The sequence below is a fragment of the Streptomyces sp. NPDC033845 genome, assembly GCF_055576225.1.
In genome coordinates, this window is sequence record NZ_JBVIRI010000025.1 from 1 (window position 1) to 21,176 (window position 21,176).

The 21,176-nt window shown below is 69.3% G+C and carries 23 protein-coding genes and 2 pseudogenes; 14 read left to right on the top strand and 11 right to left on the bottom strand.

Annotated features, from left to right (window positions below; all coding sequences use genetic code 11):
- Window positions 1-99: 99 nt before the first annotated feature.
- The 9 genes and pseudogenes from ACZ50K_RS32765 to ACZ50K_RS32805 form a co-directional block, all read left to right on the top strand.
- A pseudogene (locus ACZ50K_RS32765) lies at window positions 100-3,226 on the top strand (Tn3 family transposase).
- A 123-nt stretch (window positions 3,227-3,349) separates the two neighbouring features.
- Entirely contained in the window at window positions 3,350-3,748 is a 399-nt protein-coding gene (locus ACZ50K_RS32770) for a zinc-ribbon domain-containing protein (RefSeq protein ID WP_468909936.1), read from the top strand.
- A gap of 140 nt (window positions 3,749-3,888) precedes the next feature.
- Window positions 3,889-4,518 carry a hypothetical protein gene (locus tag ACZ50K_RS32775; protein WP_468909939.1) on the top strand — a complete coding sequence of 210 codons (630 nt, stop codon included), beginning with the start codon at window positions 3,889-3,891 and terminating at the stop codon, window positions 4,516-4,518.
- Window positions 4,519-4,709: 191 nt separating this feature from the next.
- Window positions 4,710-5,720 (top strand): recombinase family protein, encoded by a 1,011-nt coding sequence (locus ACZ50K_RS32780; protein ID WP_468909942.1) that lies wholly within the window; start codon window positions 4,710-4,712, stop codon window positions 5,718-5,720.
- Window positions 5,717-5,956 (top strand): hypothetical protein, encoded by a 240-nt coding sequence (locus ACZ50K_RS32785; protein ID WP_356527627.1) that lies wholly within the window; start codon window positions 5,717-5,719, stop codon window positions 5,954-5,956. Before ACZ50K_RS32780 ends, ACZ50K_RS32785 begins: the two co-directional genes overlap by 4 nt.
- 31 nt (window positions 5,957-5,987) lie before the next feature.
- The gene (locus tag ACZ50K_RS32790; protein WP_468909945.1) at window positions 5,988-6,182 is read left to right on the top strand and encodes a hypothetical protein; all 195 of its coding nucleotides are present in this window, start codon (window positions 5,988-5,990) and stop codon (window positions 6,180-6,182) included.
- A gap of 610 nt (window positions 6,183-6,792) precedes the next feature.
- On the top strand, window positions 6,793-7,650 hold the full coding sequence (locus ACZ50K_RS32795) for a slipin family protein (RefSeq protein ID WP_468909948.1): 858 nt from the start codon (window positions 6,793-6,795) through the stop codon (window positions 7,648-7,650).
- A gap of 396 nt (window positions 7,651-8,046) precedes the next feature.
- Complete coding sequence (locus ACZ50K_RS32800; protein ID WP_468909950.1) at window positions 8,047-8,448, top strand: hypothetical protein; 402 nt, start codon at window positions 8,047-8,049, stop codon at window positions 8,446-8,448.
- A gap of 90 nt (window positions 8,449-8,538) precedes the next feature.
- Window positions 8,539-9,044: pseudogene (locus tag ACZ50K_RS32805) on the top strand (site-specific integrase); the annotation flags it as partial.
- A 106-nt stretch (window positions 9,045-9,150) separates the two neighbouring features.
- Here the strand turns inward: ACZ50K_RS32805 and ACZ50K_RS32810 are convergent.
- Window positions 9,151-9,426 carry an isoamylase early set domain-containing protein gene (locus ACZ50K_RS32810; protein WP_468909953.1) on the bottom strand — a complete coding sequence of 92 codons (276 nt, stop codon included), beginning with the start codon at window positions 9,424-9,426 and terminating at the stop codon, window positions 9,151-9,153.
- Between the two features lie 195 nt (window positions 9,427-9,621).
- On the opposite strand from ACZ50K_RS32810, the gene ACZ50K_RS32815 reads away from it, so the two are divergent.
- Together ACZ50K_RS32815 and ACZ50K_RS32820 are read left to right on the top strand one after the other, a co-directional pair.
- Window positions 9,622-9,825 (top strand): hypothetical protein, encoded by a 204-nt coding sequence (locus ACZ50K_RS32815; RefSeq protein ID WP_468909956.1) that lies wholly within the window; start codon window positions 9,622-9,624, stop codon window positions 9,823-9,825.
- Window positions 9,826-10,027: 202 nt separating this feature from the next.
- Window positions 10,028-10,468, top strand: a complete 441-nt coding sequence (locus ACZ50K_RS32820; RefSeq protein WP_468909958.1) for an STAS domain-containing protein — start codon at window positions 10,028-10,030, stop codon at window positions 10,466-10,468.
- Here the strand turns inward: ACZ50K_RS32820 and ACZ50K_RS32825 are convergent.
- Complete coding sequence (locus ACZ50K_RS32825) at window positions 10,465-10,872, bottom strand: STAS domain-containing protein (RefSeq protein WP_468909961.1); 408 nt, start codon at window positions 10,870-10,872, stop codon at window positions 10,465-10,467. The two genes, ACZ50K_RS32820 and ACZ50K_RS32825, sit on opposite strands and share 4 nt — an antisense overlap.
- 263 nt (window positions 10,873-11,135) lie before the next feature.
- Here ACZ50K_RS32825 and ACZ50K_RS32830 point away from each other — a divergent pair, with 263 nt between their 5' ends.
- Window positions 11,136-11,270 (top strand): hypothetical protein, encoded by a 135-nt coding sequence (locus tag ACZ50K_RS32830; protein WP_468909963.1) that lies wholly within the window; start codon window positions 11,136-11,138, stop codon window positions 11,268-11,270.
- Between the two features lie 59 nt (window positions 11,271-11,329).
- On the opposite strand, the gene ACZ50K_RS32835 is transcribed toward ACZ50K_RS32830, so the two are convergent.
- The 7 genes from ACZ50K_RS32835 to mobF form a co-directional block, all read right to left on the bottom strand.
- Window positions 11,330-12,265, bottom strand: a complete 936-nt coding sequence (locus tag ACZ50K_RS32835; protein ID WP_468909965.1) for a hypothetical protein — start codon at window positions 12,263-12,265, stop codon at window positions 11,330-11,332.
- Window positions 12,266-12,623: 358 nt separating this feature from the next.
- Window positions 12,624-13,445, bottom strand: a complete 822-nt coding sequence (locus tag ACZ50K_RS32840) for a PIN domain-containing protein (RefSeq protein ID WP_468909967.1) — start codon at window positions 13,443-13,445, stop codon at window positions 12,624-12,626.
- Window positions 13,446-13,606: 161 nt separating this feature from the next.
- On the bottom strand, window positions 13,607-14,515 hold the full coding sequence (locus tag ACZ50K_RS32845) for a hypothetical protein (RefSeq protein ID WP_468909970.1): 909 nt from the start codon (window positions 14,513-14,515) through the stop codon (window positions 13,607-13,609).
- Window positions 14,516-14,631: 116 nt separating this feature from the next.
- The gene (locus ACZ50K_RS32850; protein WP_468909973.1) at window positions 14,632-15,123 is read right to left on the bottom strand and encodes a hypothetical protein; all 492 of its coding nucleotides are present in this window, start codon (window positions 15,121-15,123) and stop codon (window positions 14,632-14,634) included.
- Between the two features lie 169 nt (window positions 15,124-15,292).
- Window positions 15,293-15,466, bottom strand: a complete 174-nt coding sequence (locus ACZ50K_RS32855; protein ID WP_468909975.1) for a hypothetical protein — start codon at window positions 15,464-15,466, stop codon at window positions 15,293-15,295.
- A 294-nt stretch (window positions 15,467-15,760) separates the two neighbouring features.
- Window positions 15,761-16,234 carry a ribonuclease FAU-1 family protein gene (locus tag ACZ50K_RS32860; RefSeq protein WP_468909977.1) on the bottom strand — a complete coding sequence of 158 codons (474 nt, stop codon included), beginning with the start codon at window positions 16,232-16,234 and terminating at the stop codon, window positions 15,761-15,763.
- Between the two features lie 211 nt (window positions 16,235-16,445).
- The gene (mobF, locus tag ACZ50K_RS32865) at window positions 16,446-17,129 is read right to left on the bottom strand and encodes a MobF family relaxase (protein ID WP_468909979.1); all 684 of its coding nucleotides are present in this window, start codon (window positions 17,127-17,129) and stop codon (window positions 16,446-16,448) included.
- Window positions 17,130-17,478: 349 nt separating this feature from the next.
- On the opposite strand from mobF, the gene ACZ50K_RS32870 reads away from it, so the two are divergent.
- Together ACZ50K_RS32870 and ACZ50K_RS32875 are read left to right on the top strand one after the other, a co-directional pair.
- The gene (locus ACZ50K_RS32870) at window positions 17,479-17,787 is read left to right on the top strand and encodes a hypothetical protein (protein ID WP_468909981.1); all 309 of its coding nucleotides are present in this window, start codon (window positions 17,479-17,481) and stop codon (window positions 17,785-17,787) included.
- 62 nt (window positions 17,788-17,849) lie between these two features.
- Window positions 17,850-18,704: a hypothetical protein gene (locus ACZ50K_RS32875; protein ID WP_468909982.1), complete on the top strand. Its 855-nt coding sequence runs from the start codon at window positions 17,850-17,852 to the stop codon at window positions 18,702-18,704.
- Here the strand turns inward: ACZ50K_RS32875 and ACZ50K_RS32880 are convergent.
- Window positions 18,659-19,555, bottom strand: a complete 897-nt coding sequence (locus ACZ50K_RS32880; RefSeq protein ID WP_468909985.1) for a ParA family protein — start codon at window positions 19,553-19,555, stop codon at window positions 18,659-18,661. The genes ACZ50K_RS32875 and ACZ50K_RS32880 overlap by 46 nt on opposite strands.
- Window positions 19,552-20,895, bottom strand: coding sequence for a ParB/RepB/Spo0J family partition protein (locus ACZ50K_RS32885; RefSeq protein WP_468909988.1), 1,344 nt, complete (start codon window positions 20,893-20,895; stop codon window positions 19,552-19,554). The genes ACZ50K_RS32880 and ACZ50K_RS32885 overlap by 4 nt, the downstream gene beginning before the upstream one ends.
- Window positions 20,896-21,176: the final 281 nt, after the last annotated feature.

Below are 21,176 nucleotides of genomic sequence, written 5' to 3' on the forward strand. Positions count from 1 at the left end.
CACCTTCTTCTTCGCCATGCTCTCCATGATGAACATCATCCTTCCGGGGCCAAAACCCCTGATCTCCGATGTCCGTCAAAGCGAAGCAAGCCCAAGTTTCTGACCGACGAGCAGGCGGCTTCGTACGGGAAGTTCAACGAGGAGCCGACCCGGCCGGAGCTGGAGCGGTTCTTCTTCCTCGACGACGAGGACCGCAAGCTGATCGCGAAGCGCCGTGGTGACCACAGCCGGCTCGGGTTCGCTCTCCAGATGTGCACCGTGCGCTACATCGGTCGGTTCCTTCCCGATGACCCGCTCGATGTGCCGTGGGTGGTGGTGGAGTACCTGGCGGAGCAGCTCGGCATCGAGGACGCCTCGTGCGTGAAGCAGTACACGGAGCGCAAACCGACGGCGTACGAGCACGCGTGGGAGATCCGGGACGCGTACGAGTACCACGAGTACGAGGATGCGGAGTGGGGGCGGAAGTTCCGTACGTTCCTGCACGGCCGGGCGTGGACGCACGCGGAGGGGCCGGTGGCGCTGTTCAACCAGGCGGTGGGCTGGCTGCGCCGGCACCGGGTGCTGCTGCCGGGGGTGTCGGTGCTGGCCCGGAAGGTGTCGGAGGTCCGGGCGGTCGCGGAGAAGCGGCTGCACTCCACCGTGGCACGGGCCGCGCGCCGCGCGGACGCTGCGTTGCCCGGGGATCTGGTGTCGACTCTGGCGAGGCCGGTGGGGCCCCGGTTCTCGGAGCTGGAGCGGCTGGGCCGGCCGCCGACGCGGACGACGGGTACGGCGTTCGCCCGGTCGCTGGAGCGGGTCGATGAGATCGGGGCGTTCCAGCTGGGGCGGGTGCGGCTCTCGCAGGTCCCGCCGAACCGGCTGGCCGCGCTGGCGCGGTACGGGCTGGGGTCGAAGTCGTCGAGCCTGGAGCGGGCTGAGGAGCCCAAGCGCACGGCGATGCTGACCGCGGTGATGCGGCACCTGGAGGCGAAGGCCATCGACGAGGCCCTGGACCTCTTCCAGGTGCTGATGGCAACAAGGCTGATCAGCACGGCGAAGCGGAAGACGGAGAAGGAACGTCTGTCGACGCTTCCGCAGCTGGAGAAGGCGTCACGGGTCCTCGCGCGGGCGGCGAAGGTGCTGTTCGAGGAGCTGGAGCTGGTCGAGACGCACGGCGCCGACGTGGACACGGCTGCGTTGTGGGCGGCGGTTGAGGAGGTCGCGCCGCGGGCGGCGGTGATGAGCGCGGCCGCGCTGGTGGTCTCGCTGGTGCCCGAGGACGAGGGCTCGGCCGACGTCGCGATGCGGGCGGCTCTGACCACCCGCTACAACACGGTGCGGCTGTTTTTGGCGCTGCTGGGCGAGTCGAAGGCGCCCGCGGCGGCGACCGGCGGCGACCGGCGGCGCGCGGGTGCTTGCCGGGGTGAAGCGGCTGCCTGCGCTGGCGCGGCGGCGGGTGAAGGACAAGCCGCTGCTGCCGCGCGAGGTCGACGACAAGCTGGTGCCGGCCGCGTGGCGCAAGGCGGTGTACGCGAACACCGACCTGCCGCAGGGGGCGGTGGACCGGGACGCCTATGTGGTCTGCGTGCTGGAGCAGCTGCACCGGGCCCTTCAGCGCCGGGACGTGTTCGCCTCTCCCTCGCACCGCTGGTCCGACCCGCGGGCCCGGCTCCTGGACGGGGCGGAGTGGGAGGCGGTGCGCGAGGACGTGCTGGCCGGGCTGAGCCTGGACATATCCGTGAGTGAGCACCTGGCGGAGCTGGTGCGGGCCCTGGACGCGGGCTGGAAGCAGATGGCGGAGCGCCTTCAGTCGGCGGGCAAGGACGCGAGGGTGTCGCTGGACGTGCTGCCGAGCGGCCGGGTGAAGCTGAACGTGGTCAAACTCGGCATGCTCGGCGAGCCGAATTCCCTGGCCTGGCTGCGGGGGCGGGTCGGGAAGATGCTCCCGAAGATCGACCTGCCGGACCTGCTGTTCGAGGTCCACTCCTGGACCGGGTTCCTCGACGCCTTCGTCCACCTCGGAGACGGCACCACCCGCATGAAGGACCTGGCCACCTCGGTGGTCGCGCTGCTGGTATCCGAGGCGTGCAACATCGGCATGACCCCGGTCACCAACCCCGGCCGCGAGGCCCTCACTCGCTCGCGGCTGGTCCACGTCGACCAGTTCTATCTCCGGGGCGAGACCATCGCCGCGGCGAACGCGATGCTAATCGAGGCCCAGTCGAAGGTGCCGATCGTCCAGTTCTGGGGTGATGGTCTGCTGGCCTCGGTCGACGGACTGCGGTTCGTCGTTCCGGTGCGGACCATCAACGCGTCGCCCTCCCCGAAGTACTTCGGGTTCAAGCGCGGCATTACCTGGCTCAACGCCGTCAACGACCAGGTCGCCGGAATCGGGCAGATGGTCGTCCCCGGCACCCCGCGGGACTCCCTGCACATCCTGGACGCGCTGCTGAACTTGGACGGCGGGCGCAAGCCGGAGATGGTGGCCACCGACAACGCCTCGTACTCCGACATTGTCTTCGGGATCTTCAAGATCCTGGGCTACAACTTCAGCCCCCGCTTCAAGGACCTGGACGACCAGCGGTTCTGGCGGGCTACGATGCCCGGGGTTGAGACGGGGACGTACGGCGTGCTGGAGCCGCTCGCACGCAACCGGGTCAACCTGAAGAAGATCGAAACGTGGTGGCCGGACATGCTCCGGGTGGCAGGCTCCCTGGTCACCAACCAGGTCCGTGCCTACGACCTGCTGCGGATGTTCGGCCGCGAGGGTCACCCCACCCCGCTGGGGCAGGCATTCGCCGGGTACGGGCGGATCGGCAAGACCGAGCACCTGCTGCGGATGGTCGACCCCGTCGACGACACCTACCACCGGCAGATGAACCGCCAGCTCACCGTGCAGGAATCCCGCCACAATCTCGCCCGGGACGTGTGCCACGGCAAGTGCGGCACCATCCACCAAGCCTACCGAGACGGGATGGAGGACCAGCTCGGCGCTCTCGGCCTGGTCCTGAACGCCATCGTGCTGTGGACGACGAAGTACATCGACGCCGCCGTCGCCCAGCTCCGAGCCGAGGGCCACGAGATCCGAGACGAAGACATCGCCCGGCTCTCCCCGCTCAAGCACGCGAACCTCAACGTCCTCGGCCGCTACAGCTTCACCGCCTCTACTCCGGCGGCCGGCGCCCTGCGACCGCTGCGCGACCCGGAGGCCTCGGAACTCGACGACGACGAGGACGGCTCCGGCTAGGGGCACCGCCGGGCCCTCTGGCGTGTTGGGGCAAGGCTCTCAACAGTGGGAAGCAGCAGCGCCCGGCCGGTGATGTCCGGCCTGGGGTGACGGAGGGGAACGGGTATGGCACGTTCGTTGGGTATGTCGCTGGCCGAGGCGTACCCGCAGGTCGCCGCTACGTGGTTCCAGGAGCGCAACGGCGGGCTCACGCCGGAGACGGCGCTGCCGAAGATGGCGGTGGACGTCTGGTGGCGCTGCCCGGCCGGGCACGAGTGGCAGGAGCGCATCGGTAACCGCACCTCGATGCCGAAGTGGAAGAACGGCGACGTCGCGGCCTGCCGCGAGTGCGTGGGCTACCGCGTCAACTACACGTACCCCCGAGTGCGGGTGCACCGCAATGGTCACCTCGGAGGCGGCGGCGAAGAAGCCGCGCTGCTGGAACCACTTCCAGGAGTGGTACCGGGAGAACGAGCCGCGGATCAAGGCGGAGCTGTCGGCGGCCGCGAAGGCAGCCGCCGGCCGCGCGGGCGAACTCCTTGACGCGGTGCCGCTGCCCGAGGAGATGCCCGTGCCGCTGGCAACGGAGTGGCGGTGGTGGGCGTCGAAGTACCTCCAGGGGGCCATCGCCGCCGAGGAGGTCCTGGACAAGGAGGGCGAACGCGAACGGGGTCCTGGACTGGGTGACCTCCACAGGTATGCGGCTGCTGCCCTCGAAGGAGGACGCCGGGCGGGCCGCTGCCGCCGACGGGGTGCTGCGGCTGGTCGAACAGACGCACTGGGCGGAGGGCTGGCTGCATCTGGTCACCGGCCACGGTCCGCGGCCAGTCGCGGAGGAAGACCTGGAGGGCGTGGCCATCATGCTCGGACACGTCCTGGCCGACTGGTCGCAGAGTGCGGCCGAGGTGGTCGCACGAGACCGGGCGGCCGGTCGCCGCGCGCCCACCACCGCCGAGATCACCCGGAGCCTGACCCAGGCGGTGATCTCCCTCCGCGACGAGACGGTGATCGGCCCAATCGCGAAGTACGCCCGCACCTACCGCGAACTGCGGGTGCCGGTGGTCCCGGACGGCAAGGGCCGGTACGGCCGGCTGGACGTCGTCATATGGCTGCCCGGCGTACCCGACATCGTGGTCGAGATCGACTCCCGGCCCAACCCGGCATCCGTCCAGAAGCTCCTCTTCGCCCGGGACGCGGGCGCGTTCCCGCTGTGGGTGCGCTTCGGCAAGGGCGGCATCGAGAAGATCGACGGGGTGACGGTCCTCGACATCCGAGACGCTGTCCAAGGCGTCCTCGACGCGGGAGCCGAGTGACTCTCGTATGGCTGCCGCGAAGTGACGTGTAGCTCTGGGTGGTGATCGTCGCGCATGGTGATTCTCATAAATGTTCATCTGTGAGAGTGCTGCGAGAGCCCCCGGAGCGATCACGTTTCCGCAGGTCGCCGTTCGCAGAAGTCCTCTCGAAACCGGCGTGTTGTGCGAGGCACTTCTGAGAGACTGCCGCCATGGAGGTCACGCCCGACCGGGCCGCATCGGCGGTAGAACGCCACGACTGCCCGACCTGTGACGCGCCCGCAGGCTCGGCCTGCCGCACCCGCGGCGGGAAGACCGCCGCGAAGTACCACACCCCCCGCTTCGTCCTCGTCCCCGCGCTCCGCGAGGAACTCGAAGTCCTCGTCCCCTCCGACCGCCACCCGGGCCGCGCGTGGAAGCAGAGCCCGGCGCTCGCGATCGTGTCCGAGCCCCGCACCGAGCGGCCGGTCCGTATCGGGTACGCCCGCACGTCGACCGCACGGCAGGAGCTGGCGAGCCAGCTCGAAGCCCTACACCGGGCGGAGTGCCACAAGGTCTTCCAGGAACAGATCAGCACCCGCGTCAAGGTGCGGCCCGAGCTGGAGAAGGCGCTCGCCCTGGCCCACCAGTTCAAGGAGGCCGCGCCCGAGACCCCGGTCATCCTCACGGTGCACGAGCTCAAGCGCCTCGCCAGGAACGCGGCCGAGCTGATGACGCTGTCCGCCGAGCTCCAGGCCGGCGGCGTCCAGCTCGAACTCCTCACCGGCCCTCTCACCGGGATCTACGACCCGAACGGCATGGGCGCCATGTTCTTCGCCGTGCTCGCCGTCGCCGGGCAGATCGAGCGCAACTACATCCGGGAGAAGACCCTCGAAGGCCAGGTCGCCGCAGCGGCGAAGGGCAACCACGGGGGACGGCCCAAGGTCATCGACGACGACATGCTCACCTTCGCCATCGCCCTGAAGGACAAGGGTGTCCCCGTGCCGGAGATCGCCAGGAAGCTCACCATCAAGACCGGGAAGAACGCCGGCACCTCCCCCTCCGTGGCCTCCCTCTACCGGGCCCTGGCCGAAGCGGAACAGCAGGAGTCGGGCCCCGAACCCCGGGTGATCGAGCAGCGGCGCCCCAGGCCCGCCCGGATCACAGGGCCGGGCAGCGAAACCGACCCGGAGCTGATGCGCCGCCTGGAACAGCAGGTCCTCGGCCAGGGAGAGGCCCAGTGACGCTGTGGCGCCAGGTGCTGGCAGCGCTCAACGACCACAGCCTCGACACCGCGGAACGCGAGGCGATCCTGGCCCGCGGCGCCGCCCAGCTCGCTGCCCGCCGCACCCCCCAAGGACAGCGCACCACCGACAAGGAGGTCATGGCGGTCGCCTTCGAGGAGTTCGGGATCCTGCTGGATGCCCACCAGGCCCGCATCGCCCTGCGCTCCCTCAACCCCGGCATGGCACGGGGGTAACCCGAACGGCCCCGGCACCGTTGAACCCGGCATGGCCACAACGATGCGGCTCACGCCCGTCACCGGCGTGGGCCATCCCCAGAGCGAAACGGTTCTGCGCCCCGAGCTGGAGCCGATCTTCACCGAGCTCGCCGAGCAATGGGAAAGTGCCGGCCGCCTGGTACCAGGCCGCGCGGATGAGGAGTGGACGATCCTCGCCCGCTGCTACCCCTGGCCCAGACGCTGACCCCACCTCAAGACTTCCGCGGCGGCTCGCCACCGCGCTCCCCGGGCTGTCGGACCGGCACCGTGGTTGGGCCCCGGTCCGACAGCCCCACCACTCCGGGTCCGCACGGCACAGCTGCGACACCAGGAAGGCCCCGACCGCCCGGGAAGATCAGAGACCTTGGGCGCCGGGGAAACTGGCACGGCTCCGACACCACGCAGGAATCGGAGCCGCGGGCCCAACGTGGGGGTCCGGCCCCGTGCGGCCGCGGCGCCTCGCCCCCCCCCGGCGCCGACCGACCCGGACCTGCCTGCCGAGCGCGGACATCCGCCTTCGTCGCAGCTTCGGGAGAGCAGGGCCAGAGCCAGGTTGTCGCCCGGTCGGGTCAGACCGCTGGACCCCGGTTTCGTCTGGGCCGAAAGTCCAGGGGACGGAGGGGTCCACGGGGGCAGTGGACCGTTCGGCCCCTGCCCAGCGCTAAGGGCCCGCGCGATGCTGGGGAGGTGGAGGGCTCGATGCTTGCGCCGGACCCGTGCAGCCCTCCGGGCGCAGCAGGAGACGAGCTTGTCCTTGCAGCCGCCGCCGAGGGGCCTCGCGGGCGTGACGGGGTCCTCATCCTGGGAGCAGTACCGTGGGAGTTTGGATCTTCGTTCTGATCGTCGTGGCCGTGGTGGCTCTGGTGGGGCTGGCGATGGCCATCAAGATCGTCAGGCAGTACGAGAAGGGGGTGCTGTTCCGGTTCGGCCGGCTGATCGGCACCCGGGAACCGGGTCTGCGGCTGATCGTGCCGTTCGTGGATGTCCTGCACCAGGTGTCGTTGCGGATCGTCACCATGCCCATCCAGTCCCAGGGCATCATCACCCGGGACAACGTCAGCGTCGACGTCTCCGCGGTCGCCTACTTCCGCGTCGTCGACGCCGTGAAGTCGGTCATCGCCGTCGAGAACGTCAGCGCGGCCATCAACCAGATCGCCCAGACCACCCTGCGCAAGGTCGTCGGCCAGCACACCCTCGACGAAACCCTCTCGGAGACCGACCGCATCAACGTCGACATCCGCGAGATCCTCGACATCACCACCACCGACTGGGGCGTGGAAGTCACCCTGGTCGAGCTGAAGGACATCCAGCTGCCCGACAGCATGAAGCGCGCCATGGCCCGCCAGGCGGAAGCCGAACGCGAGAAGAGGGCGAAGATCATCAGCGCCGAGGGCGAATCGATGGCCGCCGCAGCACTCGGCGACGCATCCGACACCATGATGGCCCACCCCCTCGCCCTGCAACTGCGCAACCTGCAGAGCCTGGTGGAAATCGGAGTGGACAAGAACAGCACCGTCGTCTTCCCCGCACCTCTCATGAGCACCATCGGCGAACTCGGCACCTTCCTCGCCCGCGAAACGGCCGCCGCCGCACAACAGGGCAACGCCCTGGTGGACCTCGGCAAGGCCCCTGCCGTTCCGCTGCGTACGAACGGATCCGCCAAGGCCCCGTAACCAGCCGGCACCCTGGCCGGACCGCAGCGGCCGGGGTCGCGCTGACCGCATGGGGAGGCCCTGAGGCCGCCGCGGAGGGACCGAACCCAACCGGCCGTTCGAAATATGTGCGATTTTCGTCGGATGCATGACTTACCTGGCGGTATCACGTCACAACCGTGCAATCGCAGGCCAGACGCGGCTACGCCCGCCGGTCCTCCGGGTCCGGGAGGCGGACTGAGTCCTATGCCCAGGTTGTGTGGTGGTGGCCTGCGGCGGGAGATCGATGGAGGATGGAAACAGCCCACGGTGGGCAGACAGGCGCGCTCCCTTGCCTCATCCCGCCCCGGCACCGTCATGGCAAGCCTGCCGCTCGCGGATCGCACGCCTACCGGGCGCACGAGACCAGGCGACCCCATGGCCAGCATTCACGCGGTGATCCATTGCGACGGGCATCTGGAGTTCCGCGAGGGCACCCCGGACCCGTTGGACGCGGGCGGCCGCCCGCTGCACGCCGACACCTTCATCATCCAGCGTGCCGGCTGGGGCGGTCCCGGCCTTCACGGCGACAAAGGCCCTGCCCGCGACCTGGCCGCCGCAAGCCTGTTCAATGGCACCGCCACCTCTGTCGTGTCCGCGCTGGGAGGCCCTGAGCAGAGCATCCTCGGCAGCCTGGTCATCGGCGGCGACCACGATCAGCCCGGCCATGGAGCAACCGTGCCCTGCGGCCTCACCACCGCACAACAGCACCTCATCCACGACGTGCACGGGGCCGTCCTCAGAAATGCCGGCGCAGACTGCCACGGGGACGGGAGCTGACCTGCCCGCCCGGCCGCACTGCCGACGCAGAGCCCTCGCGCGAGAACGACCAGACCATGATCAACGGCTTAGCGTCTAACCCCTGCACCGATATGTTCCCCGAGGCCGGGGAAGACGGTGACCGTCCGGACGGCGGCCGACCTGTTCCTCGACTCGCTCGGCAACCCGAACACCGTCCGGAACTACGGCATCGCCGCCAAGAAGACCGCCGAGCGCCTCGGTGGAGGAAGCAGAGATCGGCGAGGCGCCGGAGCTGCTGGGGGGCCCGCTCGGCGGTGAACACCTGGAACGGCCGCAGCGGCGTGGTGCTGTCCTGGATGGGCTGGTGCTCCGAGCGCGGGTACGAAGGCCCGACGGTCCCGGCCTGGGCGAAGCGGCTGGCGGTGCCGGACTGCGAGACTCCGGCCCGCTCGAAGATGGCCGTCGACCCGGCTGATCACCCGGCGCCAGGTCCACCTGCGAAAGAGGACCCTGTGGCGGATGCTCTACGAGACGTCCGGCCGGGCGGAGGGATCCTCGGCGTGAACACCGTTTCGACACCGGCCTCGCCACTGGCGGGCGTGGAACGGGACGACGGCCCCCGCCGCCGGGCGCGGTAGCAGGGGCCGTCACACGATCCGGCTCCAGATGGTGGGGGCCGGGGGCACGTGTCGGTACCCCCAACTGCCGCACCCGGCCGCCGGTCACGCCGGGCTCGGCCGTTCAGGTGCGCAGGCGGCTGTTGACGCCGTCGTGGCCGTCCGCGCTCTCCTCGTTGAACCAGTAGTCACCTGCGGCCAGGTACCGGAAGGCGTGCTCGCCGCCTCCGGGCAGGGCGAGGGTCACCGCGCGGGTGCCGTCGCTGCGGGGCGTGAGGGTGTGGGTGCCAGGCTGCCAGCCGTTGAAGTCACCGACCACGCTGACCGGGCCAGGCGGGGTGTCGGCGGGCAGGACGAAGGTGACCTCGGTGAGGTCCTTGCGCGGCTTGCGCTCCAGCATGGAAGGAACTCCTCACGGCGGGACAGACGGTCGCACCCATCCTCGTGGTCCCTGTCGGGCGGCGCCTTTCGACACGTACCGCTCCTGGGCGGATGCCACTCGCCCGCCACGATCCGCTACGGAAATGATGCGATCGGTGACAGACCATGTGAGCGTGAACGGGAGGAACCCCACGCACTGAAGGAGTCACCCGTCATGGGCGGTATACAGGACAAGCGCCAAGAACCCGGCAAGGGCCGCGAGGAGCAGGAGCGTATGCGCCGCCCCGGCCAGGACCCGGTCCACCCCGAAACCGACCAGCCGTCCCGCGGCAGGAGCGGTGAGGACCCGGAGCGCGAGCGCCGCCGCGAGGATGACCTGCTCCGCGACGAGCGTGACCTGCGCGAGGACGACTTCTAAGCCGAGCGGCACCCCACGCACGCAGGGCCCGGCCGGGCCGGTAGTCACCCGGCCGGGCCCTGTCACATCCCGGCGCCGCGTCGCCAGCGCACCTGGCTTGCGGACGGTTTCGAAGCAGCGGGATGATCGGAGGGAGGCAGCGCCCGCGCCTGGCTCCGGGCGGGCCGCCCCAAGCCAGCCGATCAGGGTGGAGTGAGACGACATGGACTTCCGTGTGTCGATGCGCCGCTACGGGCCGACCGTTCACCTCACCCCGGCCGGTGAGCTCGAACTCGACACCCGATCCGCTCTCGACCAGACGCAGGCCAGCATCGACCACGGTGTCGCCGTGGTCGCCTGCGACATGCGACTCCTGCGCTTCATCGACGTCACCGGCCTGCGCGGCCTTCTCGAATTCGCCCGACGCATCGACGGGCGCGGCATCGCGTTCTTCGCCTACAACTGGCAGCCCCAGCCACGCCGCCTCCTGGACCTCATCAACGCCCTCCACCCGCCCATAGACACGAACGGGAAGCCGCGCTGCGCACCCACAGGGATCCTGCGCCATGGCCTGCCGGACCCGGCCGCAGTCCGTCGCCTTGCCGGAGCGCGGGCCAGGGGACGCGTGGCCAGCAGGACAAGGGCCCGCTCACGGTCGCGCTAGACGCGGGGCAGCCAGCCGGTACCGAAGTCCGCGAGGTCACGGGCGGCCTGTGCACGTTCCTCGATCAGCCGGCGAAAGCCCGCCAGCGCGAACCGCTCCCCGGTGGCCGAGCCGGGCCCGGGGATGCCGGCGACCTCGGCCATGAGCTGCTGGGGCTGGGGCTGCCAGCCGACGACCAGGACCCGCAGCCCCCGGCTCTCCGCCCGCCGGTGCAGCTCCAAGAACCGGAGCAACCCCCCGCCATCCATGAACACCACGCCGTGCAGGTCGACCATCAGGACCCGCACGTCGGCTCTGACGTCGTCCATCGCCCGCTCGAACGCAGCCCCGACGTCCCCGGCAAGTTCCCCGGTGGCGCCGATCAGGACCGAGCGCCCGCAGTGCTGGACGTCCGTGGTGATCAATACGGTCTCCTTCCCTCTCCGGAGGCGTCGGAGCCCGCGGGCCACCATCCTGGCCTGACGATTCCGGGGCCGGTACAAGGCACGCTGACCTGGGCACCAAGAATCAACACGCTCTGCACGCTCAGCGGACGCCGCTGTCCGCCCCGCGGCACATACGGCGGGCCCCAAGTCCGTGATCACCGGCTTAGCGTTAACCGCTGTACCGATGTGCCCCAAGGCCGTACAAGGCCCGCGAGGGCCCTGTGAAGGTCCCCAGGGCCCACGTGGAGCACTTGGAGGACGGGAGTGAGGTGAAGCTCGGGGTGTTCCTCAGTAACAGCAAGAGCCGCCGCGACAAGCTGACGGCCGACAAGCTCGCCGCGCTGGCCGGCCTCGGGCTGGAATGGGCATCGGCATAGTGGGGCGGGCCGTAAGAGCTTTCCCTTGCGGCCCGCCCCATGGTCAGTCGGTTGTGGTCCTACGCGGGAGCCAGGCCCGGAAGCACCGTCCCGGTGTACGCGGCGAGCACGCTTCCCAAGGCTCCACTGACCACGGGAGAGTTGAGAATCCCGACGATGGATCCGCCCCAGCGCTGGAGCCTGCTGACGTCGGGGGAGCCGTTGGCGGCCTCTGTTTCAAGACGTGTTGCGAGCTGGGTGAACTCGAGGGCGTCTTCTTCCGGGAGTTCCAGGGCAGGTGCAGCCTGACGCAGTGCGCGGGCGAGCATAACGACTGCCGCAGCGTCGATCCCGTCCTTGTTGGTCGTAGCGTTCATGGTGAAGTCACGGCTGTTGGCAGCGATGTTGCCCGTGTTCTCTCCGATGTTGAACGTCGTGTTGCCGGTGCTGTTCCGCCGCTCGTACGCGCTCACGTCGCTGCCAAAGTGGTCCACGCAGTCCTCCCCTTCTGCCGTGATCTCAGCCCGTACGGGCCCTTCGGTCTGCCCCGTCTTCGTTCCTCTGATCATTGCCTTGGCAAGGAGGTAGGCGCTGGCACGGTCAATCTCCTCCGGCGTCAGTCGCCCTCCCTCGTGAAGCGAGTGCGGGGACTGAAGGACGCCCTCAACGATGGGAAAGCCCGCACCATCGTTCTTCTGCTCCCACAACCAGGTCAGCAGGCCCGTACGTGCAGTGGCACTGCGCGCTCGGGGATCAGCGCGTCGGCGCTGGCGTTCCTGTACCCATTGCAGTCCCTGTGGTGTCAGATTGGCTGCTGGATCACCCATCGCGGCCCAACGATCGCTCAGCAGGCCCCAGTCCGTGCATGTCAGCAGGAGGCGAAAGCACTGTTGTTCATCGAGACCGTGCCGCGCGCCGAAGGGTGTGATCGTCACGTACTCCGCCGAGCCTGCCGCCGTCTGTTCGTGGACCCACTCCACAAGCGGCTCGTGTAGGGCAACAAAGTCGATGGCCATGGACCCGCTCCTTGCTCGGTGTTGCAGAGCACATAAGCGTAGAACCCAGCGCTGACACCCGGGCCCCGAAAGGGGAACCACACCTGCCGGCCGAGGGGAGGGCAGTCAGCACGGGCTCAGGTCGAGGCCGCCAATACAGAGCGTGTGCACGGGGCGTCCAGGAGACCCTTCGCTATCCGGGACCGGCGGGGACACCTCCCAGGGCCTATACGCACTCCAGTTTGATGTCGTGCGCCCGACGCCCTGGCATCGCACTGAAGTGCGTGTAGGCCCTGTAGTGAGCCGCCCCCCGTCTGTCGACTACGGCGTGGCCGAGATCGGATTCCATGAGGGTTCGGGGCACGTTGGTGTTGTCCCCCTACTTGGTCGGCTCTTCACCTGTACCCGCATCGGTGCGCAGCTTCAGGACCGGCATGTCTGCCGCCTTGGCCCGCATGGCCTGGCCGGTGTCGTAGGTGACAAGCCGGACCGGGCCGGCTGCGACGGCGCGGGCGGCGAGGGCGCGGTCGATGATCTCGTCGTCGGGGAGGGGCAGGCGGGTGTGGCCAGGTGGGTCGAGCAGGACTTCGACTTCGTGCGGTGCATCCGCGCTGTCGTCGAGGAGGTTGTCGAGGACAGCGAGGGTGTAGCCGGCGCGCCAGCGTGCGTGGCCGCTCTTGTTCTCCTTCAGCCGGTCCAGTTCGTCCACGACGACCATGGGGAACAGCACGCGGACCGGGCCGGCGGTCCCGGCGAGCGCCGCGAAGTCGACGTCCAGGAACTTTGTAGGGTGCTGGATGTAGAAGCTGGTGTCCGGTACGAGGAGCGAGATCCCGCTTGACCACCTCGCCATCTGGTCCTGGAGAGCGTTGATGGCGTCTTCGAAAGCGGTGATGCGCTGCTCGATCTCCAGGCTGACGAGTCCGTTCACGAGCTTCTGCTGGCTGGTGCCGGCGAGGTGGCCGACCCCGTCCAGGAGCGTCTGGTGGGTCCGTGTGCGGACGAGGCGGTCGATGTCGCGGCCGTTGATCTGAGAGGTGAGCAGCCGTACCGAGTCGTTTGCCCACACCAGGTAGGAGAGCAGCCCCACGTACGCGTTCGTCTGCGCGCCCCCGTTGAGGTTCCCCGCGGCCATTTGGACGGACCGCAGGGTCTTCAGCACGTTGTCCCGGTGCGCGCCGGGTACGGGTGTGACAAGCATCCGGTCATGATGTCAACACGCCGGATCGCGGTACACGCCTTTCCCACATACCGATAGCTGGCCAGGCAGCAGGGCCGGGGTGCGGTCGGCCCTCGTAGACGGCGGCGCGACCGCCTGGCGGTGCGGCTGCCCCCGGATGCCGCCGTCGTGACAGCGGACCGTCAGAACTTGGCGAGCCGGATGTCGAAGCAGTCGCTGCACATCTCCGCTTCGGGGAGGGCGAAGTCTGCCGCGCGTTGGCAGTGTCCGCAGATGCTCTGGAGGGGGTGAGCGCCCCAGAGGCACATCCAGGATTGATCATCAGGCTGGTCGGCCGTTGAGGTCGTCACTACGCACGGTTCCGCGGTGCCGCACTCGGCGCACTCGTACGCCGGCGGCTCAGCGCCCTCGGTCATCGCTTCGTAGAAGCTCCCGTCGCCGTAGGCCTCCACGGCGCTCGCGATGTCATCGTACGTCTTGCCGCACAGGAGACACACGACGGGCCGGACCGCGCCGCCCGTGGTGAGTGCCGCAAAGTGGCCACATGAAAGGCAGCTCAGGGTGTGCCCGCTGGCCGGACCCAGCTTCTCTCCGAGCGGGCCGAGTCGGTGTTCGACCAGACCGCGGATCCGGCCGATCAGCGGTCTGATGGTCTCCATCAGCTTGTGCGCTTCTGTCGCCGAGTCGCCGTCGTGGTTGGGCAGAAGTTCCTCGTCGATGAACGTCAGGAGCAGGTCAAGAACCGGGATCGCTCGTGCTTCAACAGCAACGGCCGTGTCAGTCGCGCCGAAGTGCGTCAGGCGGTTACGGAGGTCAACGAGGGCCTTGAGGCTGGCGTCTTTCGGGGCCGGCACCGTCGGATTCGGGATCTTCACGTCATCGCGCAGGCGGGTCAAGGCGTCCTCCGTGGAGACACTCTTGAAGTCGCCTCGGCGGTGCAGCCTCTCGTCGTACTTCGCTGGATTCGCCCATACGAGGGCTGGCTCGTGGAGCTCCAGGCGCGCCTTGAACAACGTCTCGGCCGCGAACTGAAGGTGCAGGACGGCGTACTTCAGCGCGCGTCCTTCGGGCTCGTCGACCAGCGAGCTCACGGAGCTGTGCAGCTAATCGAGGCCGTTGATGATGACAGGGAAGTTCATGTCCCCACGGCTACTCATCAATCCTTCTCTCTCATGATGTTGCTCTCGCTCCCCGCCTATGTGTCAGGTCAGCGTCGATAGTCCGGGTCAGCGACCAGCCAGCGGCCCTGGACGAGGTGCATCAGGAAGGTCACCCCGTGGACGAGGGTCGGCTCGGTGAAAATCTTTCGTTCCTGGCCCAGATGCGCCAGGACGACGAGCTCCGCATCGGGGCCGATGATGCGGGGCCGGCTCGCCGCCCCCATCTGGGTGGTGTCCAGGTGACCGAACGACATCGCGTATGCGTCCAGTTCCGCGGCCGTGAACCTCGATCGCACGGGCTCCGGAGCGGTTCGTTGCACGAGTTGTTCAACGGTCCGCTCCAGGTCTGCCGCTGGCACCGGCTGGAGGTTCCCCTCCAGCCACGCTCGGGCTCGTGCCTGCCGCAATTCGGGGGTGGTCAGGTCCCAGGCAGTCTCGAAATCCCGGTCGTCGACAACGGCCTGGAGCCACTCCCAGGCGGCCTGGACAGGTCCGTCGAGGTGAGCCTGCATCTCGTCCTCGGTTTGATCGATCGTCATAGCTGACAGGGTATGGTCCGCCACCGACACCACCGCTTCGGTGAGGGTGAGGCGTGACCGCCGGGACCCGCCTGCACCCATCCGGGCCTCTGGGTCATGCTGCCTCCCGAGGCCCGTGGTGTGTCCGGCTTGGGGTCAGCTCTCTTTGTCCGTCGGTTGGGTGAGCCAGTCAACGACTTCGGCATCGGTCATCAGGACCGCCTGCGTCGGTCATCGTGGGCGCCTGCTCCTGCAGTTCACCCAGGAGCTGTCCGGCGCGGGCCGCACGGGACAGCGCGGCGTCGGCTAGCGGCCCTTCGGCGAAGCCGTCGCATACGGACAGGCCGGGCTCGATGAGGGTCATGGTGACGGTCCTTTCCGCCCGGCCGCGCTTGTCTCCCGGTTGGAGACGCGGTCGCGGGACCGAGCGAGCGGGAACGTAGAACACCGACTTCGTTAGCGTCGCGTCCTGGCCGCCGGCCCGGGGCGGGAGCAGACCTCTCCCCCACGGCTATCGCGTGGGAAAGAGGTGTCGTCGGCGCGGACAGGCTTGCCCACGGGGTCTGACCAGGGACAACGGGTGGTGTCCGATTTGCCAGGCTCCCACTCCCGGTCACACCTTCGGTCCCCCGCCGCAAGCAACCCTCCAGGCAACTGTTCAGCCCCCTTCCGGTGCAACCCTCTCCGCGGCTGCCGTGGGCCGGGAATGGCACGGGGTTGGCCAGGCCGGCTCCCACCGCCAGGCCGCCCACCGCTCCGCCTGCGCGAAGACGCCGGAGCGGCCGGTGAGCATCGCCAGGACCTCGCCGCGGGCGTCGTCGACGGCCCGGTGCTCGGTGTCGGAGACGATGCCGAGGCGCCGCACGTGCGCGTACTCGTCTTCGTCCTTCCACTCCCAGCCGGTCAGGTCCGGCGCGACGACCAGGTCCACGGTGAGGTCGAGGGTGTCGAACCCTGTGTCGGTGCGGCGGGTGGGGTGCTTGAAATTGACGTACCAGTTCCGCAGCCGGCGCCCGTCCCCGTCGGGGACGAAGAAGGCGTTGACGCTGAACCAGGACGCGGGCGGCTTCCACAGCAGCAGGTCGGTCTCCTGCCACACCCCGGCCGCGAGCTCCCACTCCCCCATCGCCATCGCGTCGAACGCCACCGTGACGGCAGCGGCCCGTTCCGTCTGTCGGTGTGCGAGGCGGTCGGCTTCCGCCCGAGCGCTCGCCGCGTCCGCGCACGGCGCTTGTAGGTCAGGCCCTCCAGGACGTCCTCGATCTGCTGGCGGCGGGTGGCTGACCAGTCGATGAGCTTGGAATCGACACCGGCTATCTCCATAACCGGGCGCAGGCCGGGCGTCACCTCCCGAGGGACGGTCGCCAGTCCCAGCTCCTCACACACCTCGTGGTCGTGTCCAGGGCGCCCCACTTCGGCTCGCCGCCGGTGTCCGGGCGCTGCACGCGGTTGAGGACCAGGCAGTGCTCGTGCAGGAGCGGAAAGTTGTCGCGGTTGTCGAAGTGGCGGAACGCCGCGACCACGAGGGCCGGCGTCTTCGCGCGGCCGCGGCCCGACGACCAGCGGGTCTCGGCGACCTCATCCTCGAGCCAGCACAGCGCCCTGGCGACGGCCCGCTCGTGGGCCCGTTCGATGACCCGGCGGGTCCTCCGGTCTCCCAACGCCCACAGCACGTGCGGGGTCTGCTTGCGGGTCTCGATCTCCTCGATCGGCTGCCCGAGCACGCTCGCCCGCCGTGCGGTGGCCGCATCGGCGCCGTCGTCCAGGAGGTGCCGCTCGATGCGGTCGGCGTCCGGGTGCCGGCCTTCGCCGAACAGCAGCTCCAGTTGCCGCTCGGAGACCTCCGCGCCCTCGGTGAGCCCGAGCGCGGCCAGGCCGCGCCCCAGCCACCGGCCCGGCGGGAGACCGGCCGCCTCCTGGGGGGCCTTGAGGGCCTGGCTGGCCGGGCGGCGGCCGTCCCCGAAGGCGACTCCGCGTACGTAGTAGCGCCAGGCGTTACGCCTTTGGATCTTCGCGAAACTCAGCATCCCCACAGGGGACACCCGCTTTGACCTGTGGAAAAGCGCGATCCCGTGGGGCGGGACAGTTCACCGGAACTTCACCGCCGATCCCATCGGGCGGGCATCTCCGGCGACACCGTGCCCGCCCGGCGGACACCACCGGGGCCATGTAAATGCTGCGCGGCCACCCCGTAACACACGCCTCACACGCCCCGAAAACCGCAAGTAGACGACTCCACCGTCAACGAGCGCACATCGAGCGCACAACTGCGTACCGCTCCCCCGCCTCACGGCCAAGAACGCCGTCCCCTGCACCACGTCACCGACTCTCCGCCCCCGACAACGCCGGGGGCTTCTTGCTGCCTGGAGGACCGACGTGCCGACCTACGAGACCAAGACCCGCTTCGACAACGACCTGCGCCGCCTCACCCCCGAACAGCGCCGCCGGTTCCGCCGGGCCGTGACCGCCTTCGTCCACGACCTGCGCGACGCCGACGGGCACTTCCGCGCCGGCCTCCGCGTGAAGCAGGTCAGCGGCTTCCCCGGCATCTACGAACTCACCTGGTCTGCGGGCATCGGCCCGGCGGGGCGCGCCACCTGGCAGTACGGAGCCGCGCTCCGTCCCGGCACACCGCACGTGATCTGGCGCCGCATCGGCACCCACGACATCCTCACCGGCCCCTGACCCGAGAGGGCTCGCGGCTGTTTTCACGCGTGAAACAGCCCCGGCGCAGCAGCGATCATGAGGTGCCCGCATCACGCGGACTGGTCGGACTCGTTGGGCGGGACATGAAGCACTCCAACCCCCTCCTGGACCCGCTGGCCGAAAGCGCGGTGATCGCCGTGTGCGCTCTCGCCGACGCCGCCGGACCCGACCGGTGGAGCAGCGGCGCGGTCGAGCACGCGGCCACCGCGCTGGAGGTCCTCGCCGGGGCGCTGGCCGATCTCAGCCCGGAGGCCGCCGAGCTCCTGGAGGTCGTCCCGGCCGCCGTCGCCGCGCTGCGTGACCGCGTTGAGCGCGCACCGGCCGCGGCCGCGCCATCCGGTCCGGCCGGCTGTGGCGAGGACCCGGCGGTGCTGAGTACGGAACTGCGGCGGGCTCTGGCCGGGCACAGCCTCGCCGGGCACCGGGTCCACCAGCTCGGTCCCGCCCTGCTGACCATCACCCTGGACGCGCCCCACGCCCAGGCCCTCGCCGTTCTCCTCGCCGCCCGGCGTGAGCTCCCCCGCCAGGCACCGGCTGCCGAGGACGAACTCCGGTGGGGCGCAGGGTCGGCCGAGACCGCTGCGGCATCGCTCGCGGTAGCCCTGGCCGCCTATGGGCCCGGGACGTACGCCCGGGTCCTCGCCTCCGGCCACGTCACTGCGGGGCTCACCCCGACAGCGGCCCAGCAGGTGACCGACGCGTTGAACACCCGCTCGGTCTCCACCGCCCCGCCGCCACGGGCACGGCTGGAAAGGCATCGACGTAGGGCGTTGACCGGTGGACAGCGGAGGGGCCCGGCCGCCCCAGAGGGTGGTCGGGCCCCGCGTGCCGTTTCCATTGGAAACGGCTGTCAGGTGCGGTCGGGGAATCCGATGCTGGTCATCAGCTTCCGGTAGTCGACGGCCGGCACCGAGTTGGGCAGGAGGATGGGCAGGGGGCAGCAGTCGTCGTAGAGCTTCTTGGCGTCGGCGGAGTACCGGATGTAGGGCGTGAGGATGTCGCCGTACAGGGATTCGGCGACCGCCGTGGCCTTCCTGGCCGATGCTTCGGTGTAGCTGGCGGTCGGGGTACCGGTGAGGATCAGGTGGTTGACCGTCGGTCGGCCGGGGACCGAGCGCCGGAGGCGGTTCTTCTCCCGGACGCGGTCGAGTTCCTCGAACAGCGGGACCAGCAGCTTGACGTCCTTCGGATCGGCGCGGACCGATGGGATGACGGAGTCGTCCTCGTCGAGCATCCGGATCACGGAGTAGACCATCTTCCCGTAGCTGGCAGGGAAGTCGAGCCAGAAGACGTCGTCCTCGTCGCCGTCGTAGCCGAGCAGGATCTCGGCGAACCAGTCCTGTCGGTCCGCGTCCTCGGCGATGGCGGTGTCCGCGGTGGACATCTCCTTGCAGCTGGGCACGACGCGCAGGCCGGGGATGTAGGCGAAGGCCTCGTCGTCGTATCCGTCGCCGATGCGGTAGCGGGCCGGGAGGGCGACCTCGTCCAGGGTAGCGGTTCCGTGGATGAGGTCGAGGACGGTCTTGCGTCCCTTCATGGCCTCTTCGTCGTAGCCGAGGATCGTGGTCGTGGACCGGTTGGCGTCGAAGTCGAAGATGGTGCCCTGGTAGCCGCGGAGCGCTGCCTCGGTCGCCATGGAGGTGGCGCTGGTGGTCTTGGTGGAGCCGCCGCACTCGAGGATGAAGGCATAGATCTTGGGGTGGCGCCGCCCCCTGGGGCGGAAGCGGGGTTCGACGGTGCGCGTCACTCGTTCTCTCCTGTGGTGTCCGTGCCCAGTTCCTTCTTCTCCCACGCGGTGTTCGGGGCGTACTGCGCGTGGTCCTGGAGGAGGCGGAGGTAGCCGACCTCTCGGGTTCCCCACGAGTGCCGGCGGGCGGCGGTGCGGAGCTCTGCGGCAGCGAGGGCGCTCGCGAAGGCGGCGAGCCGCTGGAGTTCGCCGTCACCGGAGTCCTGGACGGCGTTGAAGTACGAGCTGGCGTTCTGATCGTCGATGCTGTGGCGTTCGGCTCGGCGGAGCCAGACCAGGGCGCGCTGCTGTGCGGCGGACTGCTGCTGTGGAGCGAGCAGGGCGCCGGTCATGGCCTTGAGGAGGAGCTCGCTGTCGGCGGTGTCGCCGACGTCGACGGTCTCCACGAGGAGCTGGCAGGCGGCGTCTCGGGCTGCGGCTGCGGTGCTGCGGTCCTGCTCGTACTGGTCGGCCGAAGGCTTAGGCTGCTCCTTCTTCGCCGTCGTCCGGGGCTTGGGGGCAGCGTTTCCAGTGGAAACGGTGCTCGGCTGGAGGGCCGTGCCGTTTCCATTGGAAACGGCAGCCTCTCCTTCGGCCAGCTCCGTGTCGGGCACGGGTTCGTCCTGCCGCTGCCGTGCGAGGATCTGCGCCTGCGCCTCCAGCGGACGCATGCCGCCCTGGACCAGGGTCACTGCTTCCCGCTGGTCCTCGGCGCTCATCTTCTGGAGTTTCTCCGCGGTGCTGACGGCCAGGGTGCCGTCCCGGAGCGCTCCCTGGACTTCCGGCTCCAGCGCGAGGAGCTGCACGCGCTTCCACACGGTGCCTTTGGAGATAGCACCCTTGGCGGTCTCGCCGACCTTCTGCGCGATCTGCTCGTACGACAGCCCGCTACTCCGCAGGGCCTCGTAGTGCTCGGCTTCTTCCAGCGGGGTGAGCTGTGCGCGCCGGAGGTTCTCGATGAGGGTGATGAGGCGGGCATCCGTGACCTTGTCGTCCATCAGGACGCTGGGGATGACCTCCCAGCCCAAGGACTGGATGGCGCGCCAGCGGTGCTCCCCGAAGAGGATGACGTTCGCGGCAGTGATCTTCTCCGCCGTCTCCGGGTAGTGCGCGATCCAGATGTCCGCGGGGATGTGGGCGATGTTCTGAAGGAGGCCGACTTCCTCGATCGTGGCCGCGAGCTCCTCAACGCCGGACATGGCCCGCCGGTTGAACGGGTTGGGGCAGAGGTCCTTGGGGTGGAGTTCGACGGTGTCGCCGCTGCGGTCCTTGCCGCCCCGGTAGAACGTCTCTTCCTTGGATGGAGCTGCGGGGGCCTGCTTGGTGCTCGAGCGCTTGGGCCTCGGAAGGTTGGCAGCCATAGATTCTCCAGGACGACAGAAAGTACGCCCAGAGACTAGCCGCTTCCAATGGAAACGCTGGCTCCCTCGCGCAGCCCGAGCAGGGACAGCCGGAGTCCTGCCAAGCCCACGGATGCCGCTTCCAGTGGAAACGCCGTTGCCTTGTAAGGGGTTTGACGGAAGGCCACACGCACGGCAGGTCCGTCGCGCGTCTGCCGTTTCCATTGGAAACGACAGACGGGACAGAACCTCAGGAAACCCCCGAAAGACAAAAAAGCCCTGCCCCCGCGCGTAGCGGGGAC